Source organism: Posidoniimonas polymericola (genome assembly GCF_007859935.1).
Lineage (GTDB): Bacteria > Planctomycetota > Planctomycetia > Pirellulales > Lacipirellulaceae > Posidoniimonas > Posidoniimonas polymericola.
On sequence record NZ_SJPO01000001.1, the window covers coordinates 812,133 to 823,529 of the forward strand.

The following is an 11,397-nucleotide window of genomic DNA, read 5'->3' on the forward strand; positions in this document are numbered from 1 at the left end:
GCCTCGGTCGCAGGTAGTGACCGCCGGGTCACTTTCCAGCGTTGCGTAAACAGCACGCCCTGCGACTACTCGCCCAATTGGCACTCGCCGGCGGAGCACCGCCCGGTGAGCCTCAGCCGGTAGCGGGCGAAGAAGCGGTACGAAAGGTCGAGCAGCTGCCGCACGCCCGGCCAACGGGTCACCGCGACCGCTGTCCCCCAGCCAGTAGCGGCGTACAGCCGCCGGAACACCTCGACGCCACGGATTAGTTTGCCGTCGGGCAGGCGGCCGTGGATCTCGGCCATCAGCGTAGCCATGTCGACGCCCAGCGGCGCGGGGTCGAAGCCGGCGGCCGCGATGTCGGTGAACTCGATCTTCTCCTGCTTGTCCCAGCGACGCAGCATGTCGATCTCCCGCCGGCAGAGCGGGCAGTCGCCGTCGTAGAAGACTTCGACCTCAGTCGTGGCGGGTTGGTGCTGCATGGTAGGTTGAGGGCGGCCGTATTGGAGTCCGTATAAACTGTAGCCCGCCCGCCAGCGGTGGACAGGCTCCTCGTCGATTGCGGCAACCAGTAGGTCGAGAATCGGGCCGAAGTGATCGCGTCGTTCGGCGACCCGATCTACGATAGGGCGAGTTGCATGCGATGCCCACGGCGGTGGATCCGCCTTGCCCCTCTCCCCATCGACTGAAGCGGCGCCACGGCCGAGCGCGCAGGGTCATTACCCGTGATTGGCGCGCTATGGCGCTCAATTCTGCGGCTCACAATTCCACATCGTCCAGCGGTTCGTGCCGTTCGTCGCACCCGCCCGGCCCCGCCAACTACAACCGCTGGCTCGGTCTTACCTGGCGGCACGTGGCTTCGTTGTGGCGACAGCCGCTGCAGTACCCGCTGGAGGTCGCGCACCAGCACGGCGGCCTGAGCAGCTTCCTGCTGCTTTCTAAGCGGGTCTACATCGTTAACCACCCGCGGGTGCTGCACGAGTTCATGGTCCACCGTCGCGCAGACTTCGTGAAGGCCCCTTGGCAGACCCGCGTCATGCGTCAGGTGCTGGGGGATGGCCTGCTGCTCAGCGAGGGCGAGCTCTGGCTCCGCCAACGCCGACTCATCCAGCAGGCGTTCCGCGGCGGGGCGATGGACCGCTACGCCCAGATCACGGTCGAAGAGACCGAACGCAGCATCGACGCCTGGCGTAGCACGCCGCGGATCGATCTGGTCGACGAGATGACCGCCCTGACGATGTCGCTGTCGATCCGCTCGACTGTTGGCTGTCGGCCTGAAGGGCGCGACTGCCCGTCCCCCGCGGAGCTGGCCGAGGCCGTGATCGAGGGCGCCGACATCCTCAAGCTCGACATGGAGAACCCCCTCTCTCCGCCGGACTGGGCCCCGCTGCCGAGCCGCCGCCGCAAGCGGGAGGTGATCGGCGTGATCAACCGCTACGTCGCCCAGGCGATCGCCGACCGGCGGGCCGCCCCCACCGCGCACGACGACCTGCTCGCCCTGCTGCTCAGGTCGGTCGACGTCGAAGGGGACGGACTCGGCATGAGCGAGCGGCTCGCCCGCGACGAGGTCGTCACGATGCTGCTGGCCGGCAGTCACGCCTCGAGCGCGACGCTCGGCTGGTTTTGGAAGCTCGTGCTCGGGAAGCCCGACGTGCACCGCAGGCTTGTTGAAGAAGTTGACCAGGTGCTCGGCGGCCGGCGGGCGACGATCGACGACCTGCCGCGGCTGGCCTACGTCCGCCAGACGCTGCAGGAGACGCTCCGCTTGTTCCCGTCGGCTTGGGTGCTGTTCTGCCGCCAGGCGGTCCGGTCGACCACGCTCGACGGCTACCGCCTGCGCCGCGGTGCATGGGTGTTCGCTTACCCGTTCGCCACGCACCGCGACCCGCGGTTCTTTGCCGACCCGCTGCGGTTTGATCCCGAGCGGTTCTCGCCCGAGCGGACGGCCGAGATGGTCGATGGGGCGTACTTTCCGTTCGGGCACGGCCCGCGGAACTGCATCGGCCAGCACATGGCGATGCTGCAGCTGACGCTCATCGTGGCGACCGTGCTGCAGCGGCTGCGGCTTGAGCCGACCTCGGGCTGCGACGACCTGGCCATCCGCCGCGAGCTGTCGATCAGGCCCGCCACGCCCTGCGTGGTCGCGCCGCGGGTGCGGGCGGCGGCCGGCGAGGTGGTTGTGGGCTGGGCCGCGGCTACAGCCAGTTCCGGCGGCGGAAGTAAACCGTGAGCGCGGCCATCACGCCCGCCATCGAGCCGATCACGACCCAGAATGTGCCGGGCCGTGACGGGTCGGGCCACAGCGGGACGTTCATGCCGTAGATGCCCGCGATGACCGACACCGGCAGCATCAGCCCGGCAAACACGGTCAGCTTGTTCATCGCGTCGGCGCTGCGGAGCGAAATCGTGGTCCGGTAGTTCTCGCGGACCTCGCCCACCATGCCGCGGAGGATCTCGACAATCTCCAGCGACGAGGTCATGTGGTCTCGCACGTGCTCGAGCCGCCGCCGGCCCTCGTCCGAGAGGTGGTCGAGTTCGTTGTCGCACAACTCGATCAGCACCTCGCGCTGGGCCACCTGCACCTGCCACAGGTCGAGCACCCGACGGCGGACGTCGGCCAGGTCCTCGAGCAGGTCGTCTTCACAGTCGATGTCGACCGAGCGGTCCTCGAGCACCTCAAGCTCTTGCTCGTAACGCTTGGCGAGCATCATGCTGTTGTCGACCATCTTGTCGAGGTGCAGGAACAGCAGGTGCCCCACGCCCTTCTTGCTGACCTGGGGGGCGATCCTCGTGACGCGCCCGACGAGGTACTCGATCGACCCGATCGACTGGGCGTGTACGGTCGCCACCGCCTGGGCGGTGCAGATCAGGTTGATCATGCGGGGACGCGGCTGGTCGCTCTCTTCGGCGCCGAGCATGCCGTACAGCAGCAGGCCGGCGTAGTCTTCGAAGTAGTCGATGTTGGCCCGGCCGTCGTCCTCGCTCAGCTCCTCGATCGTGTGGCTCTCGAGGCTCATCAGGTCAGAGAGCGACTGGACCTGCTCCGGGGTTGGAGCCCAGAGATCGAACCACCAGACCGACGGGTTGGCGCCGTCGTCGGGCAGCCGCGCGGGGAGCGCGTCCCGCGTCTCGACGGTCCCGTCGGGGAGGAAGCGGAAGCAGCGGATGCTCATCTTCGGGGCTCGGGCAGGTCGGGGGAGGCGAATCTCCGGGGCATCCTACCCGATTTCCTGCGGGGCTCGACCTACCACCTCCACTGAATCGAGCCGTAGACGCCACGCCGCCTTTCCGTTGGCAGGGTCGTCCCTTGTTGCCCAATAAACTCGCGGTGCGTCGAGTCTAGCAGGTTCTGCGCTACCACCGCGCACTCAAGGACGTCGTTCGGCCGCCAGCCAACCCGCAGATCGAGCGCCACGTTGCTGTCGACGTCCAACGCCGGCAGGCTGTCGACGTAGCGTGTAATGACGTCCAGCTCCCAGTCCTCGGCCAGGTCCCACGACGACCAGAGCAACGCCTGATTGCGGGGCGAGCCCTGCTCAGACCTCGTGCCGGACAGGGAGGCGAGCGGCTCGGTGTCGACGTCCAGCCGCAGGAACGAGTAGTTGCCAGAGATCTTCCAGTTCGGCGCCATTTGGAGCTTGCCGGTTAGCTCCAGCCCGTAGCCATGGCCGTTGCCGGTGCTGGCGTAGGTTGCGGCGGTAGGGAAGGTGGTGAAAGTGCTGTTGATGAGGTTGTCGTAGACGTTGTAGAACGCGGCGGCATCCCACGAGAGGTACTCGGTTGGCTGGGCCCGGTAGCCAAGCTCGTAGGCCATCAGGTCTTCTGCCTTAAGGTCGCGGTTGCCTGTGAACACGAGCGAGGGCAGGCTCACCGTGACCGCGTCCTCCGAGCGGGTCGGCGTCCTCACCGCCCGCGACACGGCGCCCCACAACGCCCGCTGCTGGTCGATCGCCAGCAGCAGTCGGACGCTCGGCTGCACCTGAACCCCGCTGAAGTAATTGTCCTCCAGCTTGACGCCGAGCGTCAGGAACAGGCGGTCCTCGGCCAGCTCAGTTTGATTCTGCGCGAAAGCGCTGGGCAGGCCGTACGAAAGCGTTGGCGGTTGGTAGCTGGTGGTGCTACCAGGAGGAGACAGCAGCTTGTCGGAGATCTCGCGATAGCCAACCCCCCAGACCATCGACTGCCAATCGCCCCACCGGTAGTTGTGCTGGAAGTCGAAGTCGAGCGTGTCGATCTGCTGATGGGCGTAGAGGTCCAGGCGATTCGTGCGGTCCCAGTAGAACTGGACCGACCAGCCACTGTCGTCACTGGTTTGGCGGCTCCACCTCGCGAGCAGGTTGCCGCCCGAGGTGGTGGAGTCGCGGTTCGGCACAACGGTGGGCCCAAACGCGATGGCGTCGGAGTAGACCTGCTCGTAGTAGTCTCCCTGGAAGGTGAAGGTGTCGGAGCGGGTGGGGGTCCAGTCCATGCGGAACCCGCCGCGTCCCTGGCTCCACTCGTCATTCACAAAAACGTCCGGCCGGTAGCCGTAGTCGCGTTCGAACCATTTGCCCCATGCACGCCAGTGCAGATCGCCGTCGGCGGTAACGCCGCCAAGCCTTGCGCCGGCGAACCCTTCCTCGTACGTTCCGCCGCCGGCGATCGCGTACGCGCCCGTGGTGTCGGCGGCCTGCTTCGTGATGACGTTGATCACCCCGTTCACGGCGTTCGACCCCCACACCGTGGCGCCCGGCCCGCGGACGACTTCGATCCGCTCGACGTCCTCCAGCAGCAGGTCTTGCACGTCCCAGTAGACGCCACCGAACAAGGGAGAGTAGACGCTGCGGCCGTCGATCTGCACGAGCAGTTTGTTGGTGTACTGGTCATTGAAGCCGCGGATCGATATCGCCCACTTGTTGGAGTCGATCTTTGCGACGTTTACCCCCGGCACCAGTCGCAGAGCCTCAGGGATGCTGCGGACGCCGCTGCGGCGGATCATGTCGTTGGTAATGACGTACACCGCCGCCGGCGACATGCCGACCGTGCTCTCCTGACGCGTCACGGAAGTGACGGTCTCGTCGAACGACTCGACCGCCACGCTCACGCTGGTGTTGGAGAGCTGCTCGAGGTCGAGGTTCAGCAGGTCGTCGGACGAGTCCGCCGACGGGGCGGCGCCGCCGATGTCGGACGGGTCGGGTGGAGACTGCCCGGACGCGGACGAGGCCATCGCCACGATCAGCGACAGAACCAGCGCGCGCAGGCTTGGGGTTGTTGAAAGCATACTGATTCTTCCATGATGACGCCGACCGAACTTTCCTAGCTCGGACCAGTGTCGGCATCGGCTCCGCGCATCCCCACCCATCAGGGCGAGGCCGACGGGGTGTGCCTGCTGCAACAACCGCTAAACTGGTGGTGGGTAGCCACACGCCTTGCCGGCGTAAAAGCGCCCCGCGCAGTGGCAAACCACACCGTTGCGACTAGAGTCAGCCGTCAGATTACCCGAGCGGCCGGACACGTGTTTTGCAGCTCGGTGGTCCAAATGATCGATCTCCCTTCCCCGATAATCGCCAGCGATGCCCACGCCCTCCACAGACGAACACGCTTCGCCCACGCGGCCTGTCGTTGAGGTTGGCTGGCTCGTCACCGAGAACCTCGAGGCGCCCGACCGTGAGGCGATCAAGGCCGCCCACCAGCGCGTGACCGAGATGCTTGCGGAGCACCTGCCGGAGTTCGAGTGGCGGACGCCGCTGGCCGTGCAGGAAGCCCCTTCGACGGCTGGCTCGCACGAGGCGGTCGAGCACCTCGGCTGGGCCCGTGAGCAGCGGGACCTACGCGGCTGGGACTACGTGTTCGCGTTCGTCGCGCCGGACCTCATCGCCCGGCAACGCGACCACGCCTGGGAGTGCGTGTCGCGGTCGCTCGACTCGGCGGTGATCTCCACCGCGCGGATCGACCCCCGCGCCCAGGACCCGGACGTAAGCCAGGAGTACCGCGTCGCAACGCTTGCCGATCGGCTGGTGACGCTCGTGCTGCGCGGGCTCGCCCACCTGTGTGGCGTGCCGGAGGACGACTCGTCGGGTCGCGTGATGAGCGGGTTTCAGGCGGTGGGCGAACTTGAGCAAGCCGCTCCGCTGGCTGAAGAAGAGTGGGCGCGGTTGCGTCACACGCTCCGCGAGACCGCCGACCCACGGCTCGAGGAGACCGCCGACCACAGCGCCGGGGCCGCGGCGTTCTACCTGCGCGCCGGCTGGCGGAACCGCCGAGAGGTGCTCGAGGCCGTTCGTCAGGCGCGGCCCTGGCAGATGCCGCTGCGTCTGGCGCGGCTGACCATCGCCGCGGTCAGCACGATGCTGGTGCTCATCATGACCGCCGAGGCCTGGGAGCTCGGCGTGCGGCAGCCGCTGTCGGCGGTCGCCGCACTGACCGGGGTGAGCCTGGTGGTGACCGTTGTCTACGTGCTGGTGCGGCAGGGTCTGCTGCTCTCGCAGGGATCGGCCGGCCTCAGCGAGCAGGTGGTGACTACCAATCTCACGACGATCGCCATCATCGCGACCGGCATCGCGACCACGTACGTCTGCTTGTACCTGCTGACGCTCCTGGTGACCGCGTCGCTGTTCGACGCCGAATTGGTCGCCTCCTGGGCGCCTACGCTGCACGAACGCGCCGACTGGGAGTGCTACGCCACGTTCGCTGGATTCGTGTCGTCGATCGGGATTGTGATCGGCGCGCTCGGCGTGTCGTTTGAGGGGCAGCACTACTTCCGCCACATCACGTATGTAGACGAAGAAGTGTAGCGGGGGGTGGTCTTAGAGCAGCCGCATCAGCAGCATCGCCGCGGCCATCACCGCCATCGTCGCATCCTCGACGATCGTCAGCGTGCTCATCGGCAGGTCAAACGCGGTGCCGAGGCAACCGCACTGAATGTCCCGCCCACGGGCCACGGCGTTGACCACGCCCGCGGTGCTCACGAGCATCACCACCAGCGTCACGATGTTCACCGCAACCGGCGCCATGCCCAGCAGGTAGGCCACGCCTAACCCGAGCTCGATAAACGGGTAGACGTAGGCGTACGGCAGCCAGCGGGCCGCGACCAGGTCGTACGAGGTGTACGCCTCGGCGAAGCCGCGCAGGTCGAGCATCTTAAACAGCGAGAAGGTCACGAAGAACAATCCCATGAACACACTCATTAGGAACCCGGCGGTCCAGGCTCCGGCCGCCACGCCCGCGATGACAGTGCCGCCGACCAGGTACGACACAATCAGCAGCAGTGGTTTGTAGGTCGCCAGCCAGCCCTTCTCGCCTCCGTTATGATGCTCGTGGGCGTGTCCGCTGTGTTTGTGCTCGTGGCCGCCCTCTCGATGTTCCGCGTCATCGTCGTGCGATTGCCCACTGTGCGGATCGTGTGCGGGTTCCGTCCGGCTCTTGGTGAGCGGCTCGAACCGCGGGTTCTCTTCGATGTAACTGCGGACGTAGCTGCAGGTCGGCTTCACCCGCAGGCCGTTCTCTTGGGCGTAGTTCAGCGCCGACTCGGCCAGCCGGGCGCCGATCCCCTCGCCGCGGTCGGCGGGCGGCACAAAGGTGTGCTTAAGGTCAATGACGCCGTCGGCGGGCCGCTCGTAGTTGAGCACGCTGGCCCGGCCGTCGGTTTTGTAGACGAAGCGCGACTGGTCGGGGTCGTGCTCGACACCCTCGGCGAGCATGCCATTTGAGTGCTGATCGGACGCGACGTCTGCCGCTTCGCCGGTGGTCGGCTCGGACGGTTCAGGCTCTTGGGCGTCGGCCGGGGCGAGGTGGTAGTCGCCGGCCTCGGCTGCTTGGTTATTGAGCTCGGCGAGGGAGAGCATTGTGTCGCCGTCGACCGTGACGCGATTCTTCGCAAGCGACACCTCCGCCTGGCTGACGTGTGGGCTGGCGAGCAGCGACTCGCGCAGTTTCGCTTCGCAGGAACGGCAGTGCATGCCGGTGACGTCGTAAACAGCTCGCATGGCAGACCTCCACAGTTCAGCCGGCTCGCCCCGGGGAAGGCCCGCCCGCTTACCGCGTTAGGGAGATGCCCGGGGCGGCAGACGGCTGCTGACGCGGAGGGCGGACCTGCAGCCTAATGGGTGCAAGTCGGGCGCCAAGCCGGCTAACTCGCCTGCTGCGTTTCGCGGGCCTGCTTTTCCTGCGCCGCTTTTTCCTGCAGGAAGCGGTACATGTTGAAGCGTTCGGGGAACGCGACGCCGGTTTTCCGCGCCCAGGCCTCCCACTTTGCTACCATCTCGTCCCGCTTGCCGGGCTCGGCTGAGGCCAGATCGTTCAGTTCGGTGCGATCGGCGTCAATGTTGTACAGCTCCCACGGCTTCTGGTACTCACAGACCAGCTTCCACTTGCCCCACCGCACGGCTGCATTGCCCTCGTGCTCCCAGAAGATCGGTTCGGTGTGGATCGGCGCATCGTTGCCCCGCAGCAGCGGCGCCAGCGACTCGCCCTCACACGGCGGCACGTCCTGCGGGTAGTCGGCGGCCGCCAGGTCGACGCAGGTCGCCATGAAGTCGGGCAGGTAGCCGACCTGCCGCACGAAGCCGCCGCGTTCGCCCTCGGCGATGCCGGCCGGCCAGTTGGCGATCAGCGGGGTGCAGGCGCCCCCCTCGTGGACGAAGTGCTTGTACTTGCGGAAGGGGGTGTTGCAGGCGTTGGCCCAGGCGAGGCCGATCTGCACGCCGTTGGTGGTGCGGAGCGGCGGGTTCATCACCATCTTGTGGCCGCCGTTGCCGAGCCGGCCCCCTTCCTGGCAGGCGCCGTTGTCGCTGAGGAACAGGATCAGTGTGTTGTCGCGCTTGCCGATCTGGTCGAGGTGCTCCATAAGTTTGCCGACGTTCTGGTCGACCGAGTCGAGGCAGCCGGCGTAGGCCGCCATCACCGCGTCGAGCCGGTTGCGTTGCTGCGGCTTGAGCGAGTCCCACTCCGGCCCGAGGTGCTCGGCCGGCGTGACGTCGCCGGCGAACAGGCCAAGCTCACGCTGCTTGGCCTGCCGCGCCGCCATCATCGGGCCCCAGCCCCCCTCGTACTTGCCGCGGTACTTCTGGTAGTCCGACTCCTTCGCGTTGAGCGGCCAGTGCGGCGCGTTGTACGCCAGGTACAGGAAGAACGGGCGGTCGTCTGCCTCGGCGGCCTCAGAGATGAACTCCATCGCCTTGTCGGTGAAGGCGTCGGTTGCGTACCATTCGTCGTCGGTGGGGACCAGCTCGTTGCCCGAGGTGATGCCGCGGCCGCCCCCCGGCTTGAAGTAGTTAATCGCCCCGCTCAGGCAGCCGTAGTACTTGTCGAAGCCCCGCTGCAGGGGCCACGCCTCCTGCTGAGCCGGATCGACGCCGACGTGCCACTTGCCGGTCATCAGCGTGTGGTAGCCGGCGCCGCGGAGCACCTCGGCCAGCGTCGCGCAGTTATCGTTCAGGTACCCCTGGTACGGGCCCTCGAACCCAAGCGGCTGCCCGGGGGGCGCGGTCATGTGGCCGATCCCGACCTGGTGTGGGTGCAGCCCGGTCAGCAGGCTGGCGCGCGTCGGGCAGCAGCGGCCCGCGTTGTGGAACTGCGTGAACCGCAACCCGCCCTGGGCCAGGCTGTCGATGTTGGGGGTCTCGATCTCCGAGCCGTAGCAGCCGAGGTCCGAGAAGCCCATGTCGTCGACCAGGATGACGACGATATTGGGCCGGTCGTCAGCGTCGGCCGACGGGCAGACGGTCAGGCAGGCAAGCAGGCAGAACAGCGACGCGGCTAGGAGTCTTGGCATAGGAGCGAGCAAACGAGCAACCGAGTGGGAATGACCGCAGGCCCGGCGGGAACGCCGGCGCTTAGTAGACGCCATTTGAGTTTGAAACGTGACGCCAAATCTCTGGGTATTGGCCAAATCGTGGGCAATTTGGCTCATCCGAGTAAGGCGCCTCTCGCCCGCTTAGAATCGCGGGCCTCAGCGCGACGCGTTCTGCTGGCTGGCTTGGCTAGTCGCGGCTACGCGATCAACTCCGGGATAACGTGCGCGGGGACCACGCCGGTCAGCTTCTGGTCGAGGCCCTGGTAGCGGTGGGTGAACCGCTCGTGGTCGAACCCCATCAGCTGCAGGATCGTGGCGTGGAAGTCGCGGATGTGGATCGGGTCGCGGGTGATGTTGTAGGAGAAGTCGTCGGTTTCGCCGTGGATGTGGCCGCCGTTGGCTCCGCCGCCGGCCATCCACATCGTGAAGCAGCGGGGGTGGTGGTCGCGGCCGTAGTTGTCGGGCGAGAGGCTCCCCTGGGAGTAGATGGTGCGTCCGAATTCGCCGCCCCAGATGACGAGGGTGTCGTCGAGCATGCCGCGTTGCTTAAGGTCCTCGAGCAGCGCGTAGCAAGGCTGGTCGACGTCCCGGCACTGCGACGGCATGCGGCCGCCGAGGTTGCCGTGGTGGTCCCAGTTGTTGTGGTAGACCTGCACGAACCGCACGCCCCGTTCCGACAACCGGCGGGCCATCAGGGCCGTGTACGCAAAGGTGCCGGGCTGCTTGGCCGCCTCGCCGTAGAGATCGAACGTGTGCTTTGGCTCGCTGGCCAAGTCGGTCAGCTCCGGCACGCTCGCCTGCATGCGGAAGGCCATCTCGTACTGGTGGATGCGGGTGGCGGTCTGCGGATCGCCCAGCCGCTGGTAGTTCATCTGGTTGAGGGCGTTGATGCCGTCGATCGACCGGCGCCGCAGGTGGTCCGGCACGCCCGGCGGGTTGTTGATGTACAGGATCGGGTCGCCCTTGCTGCGGAACGAGACCCCCGCGTGCTCGCCCGACAGGTAGCCAGAGGCCCACAAGCGGGACGAGATGGCCTGCTCTTGCTCGCGGTTGGTGGGGACCGCGATCAGCACCGCGAAGGTCGGCAGGTTCTGGTTGATCGGCCCCAGGCCGTACGACGCCCACGCCCCCAGGCAGGGGCGGCCCGGCGCCTGGTTGCCGGTCTGCAACGCGGCGATGGCGGGCTCGTGGTTGATGGCCTCGGTGTGCAGCGAACGCATCCAGCAGATGTCGTCGGCCTTCTTGGAGAGCCAGGGGAGCAGGTCCTGGTTCATCCACATGCCGCACTCGCCCTGCTTGGCGAAGCGGTACTTAGAGGGGGCAATCGGGAAGCGGGACTGGCCGCTGGTCATCGTGGTGAGTCGTTGGCCCTGCCGCACCGACTCGGGCAGGTCCTTGTCGTACCACCGACGCACCTGCGGCTTGTAGTCGAACAGGTCCATCTGCGAGGGCCCGCCTACCATGTGCAGGTAGATCACCCGCTTCGCGCGGGGGGCGAAGTGGGGGCCGGGCGCGGCCGCCGAGGACGACGCCTGAGCGGACTCGCCCAGCAGCGAGGCGAGCGCGGCGCCGCCGAGCAGGTTGCGGCCGCTGGTGAAGAACTGACGGCGGGAGGTCAGGTCGAGCATGGCGTGGGTCCGTAGGGG

Annotated in this window: 8 protein-coding genes; 2 read left to right on the forward strand and 6 right to left on the reverse strand. The window is 67.0% G+C overall.

What is annotated here, in order from left to right:
* Positions 1-65: 65 nt before the first annotated feature.
* Positions 66-461 carry a thiol-disulfide oxidoreductase DCC family protein gene (locus tag Pla123a_RS03305; RefSeq protein WP_146584092.1) on the reverse strand — a complete coding sequence of 132 codons (396 nt, stop codon included), beginning with the start codon at positions 459-461 and terminating at the stop codon, positions 66-68.
* A gap of 257 nt (positions 462-718) precedes the next feature.
* Here Pla123a_RS03305 and Pla123a_RS03310 point away from each other — a divergent pair, with 257 nt between their 5' ends.
* The gene (locus tag Pla123a_RS03310) at positions 719-2,209 is read left to right on the forward strand and encodes a cytochrome P450 (RefSeq protein WP_197527625.1); all 1,491 of its coding nucleotides are present in this window, start codon (positions 719-721) and stop codon (positions 2,207-2,209) included.
* Here Pla123a_RS03310 and Pla123a_RS03315 read toward each other — a convergent pair.
* Positions 2,175-3,152 carry a magnesium transporter CorA family protein gene (locus Pla123a_RS03315; protein ID WP_146584094.1) on the reverse strand — a complete coding sequence of 326 codons (978 nt, stop codon included), beginning with the start codon at positions 3,150-3,152 and terminating at the stop codon, positions 2,175-2,177. The two genes, Pla123a_RS03310 and Pla123a_RS03315, sit on opposite strands and share 35 nt — an antisense overlap.
* Positions 3,153-3,223: 71 nt before the next feature.
* Positions 3,224-5,239: a TonB-dependent receptor plug domain-containing protein gene (locus tag Pla123a_RS03320; RefSeq protein WP_197527626.1), complete on the reverse strand. Its 2,016-nt coding sequence runs from the start codon at positions 5,237-5,239 to the stop codon at positions 3,224-3,226.
* 292 nt (positions 5,240-5,531) lie between these two features.
* On the opposite strand from Pla123a_RS03320, the gene Pla123a_RS03325 reads away from it, so the two are divergent.
* Complete coding sequence (locus tag Pla123a_RS03325; RefSeq protein ID WP_146584096.1) at positions 5,532-6,752, forward strand: hypothetical protein; 1,221 nt, start codon at positions 5,532-5,534, stop codon at positions 6,750-6,752.
* Between the two features lie 12 nt (positions 6,753-6,764).
* Here the strand turns inward: Pla123a_RS03325 and Pla123a_RS03330 are convergent, their stop codons facing one another.
* From Pla123a_RS03330 to Pla123a_RS03340, 3 genes are all read right to left on the reverse strand, one after another.
* Positions 6,765-7,943, reverse strand: a complete 1,179-nt coding sequence (locus Pla123a_RS03330) for an N-acetyltransferase (protein WP_146584097.1) — start codon at positions 7,941-7,943, stop codon at positions 6,765-6,767.
* 143 nt (positions 7,944-8,086) lie between these two features.
* Entirely contained in the window at positions 8,087-9,730 is a 1,644-nt protein-coding gene (locus tag Pla123a_RS03335; protein ID WP_146584098.1) for an arylsulfatase, read from the reverse strand.
* A gap of 218 nt (positions 9,731-9,948) precedes the next feature.
* Entirely contained in the window at positions 9,949-11,379 is a 1,431-nt protein-coding gene (locus tag Pla123a_RS03340) for a DUF1501 domain-containing protein (RefSeq protein ID WP_146584099.1), read from the reverse strand.
* Positions 11,380-11,397 lie beyond the last annotated feature (18 nt).

Bases quoted from the DNA above. Each gene is read 5' to 3' on its own strand.
- Pla123a_RS03305 (WP_146584092.1), bottom strand. From the start codon at position 461: ATGCAGCACCAACCCGCCACGACTGAGGTCGAAGTCTTCTACGACGGC.
- Pla123a_RS03310 (WP_197527625.1), top strand. From the start codon at position 719: ATGGCGCTCAATTCTGCGGCTCACAATTCCACATCGTCCAGCGGTTCG.
- Pla123a_RS03315 (WP_146584094.1), bottom strand. From the start codon at position 3,152: ATGAGCATCCGCTGCTTCCGCTTCCTCCCCGACGGGACCGTCGAGACG.
- Pla123a_RS03320 (WP_197527626.1), bottom strand. From the start codon at position 5,239: ATGCTTTCAACAACCCCAAGCCTGCGCGCGCTGGTTCTGTCGCTGATC.
- Pla123a_RS03325 (WP_146584096.1), top strand. From the start codon at position 5,532: ATGCCCACGCCCTCCACAGACGAACACGCTTCGCCCACGCGGCCTGTC.
- Pla123a_RS03330 (WP_146584097.1), bottom strand. From the start codon at position 7,943: ATGCGAGCTGTTTACGACGTCACCGGCATGCACTGCCGTTCCTGCGAA.
- Pla123a_RS03335 (WP_146584098.1), bottom strand. From the start codon at position 9,730: ATGCCAAGACTCCTAGCCGCGTCGCTGTTCTGCCTGCTTGCCTGCCTG.
- Pla123a_RS03340 (WP_146584099.1), bottom strand. From the start codon at position 11,379: ATGCTCGACCTGACCTCCCGCCGTCAGTTCTTCACCAGCGGCCGCAAC.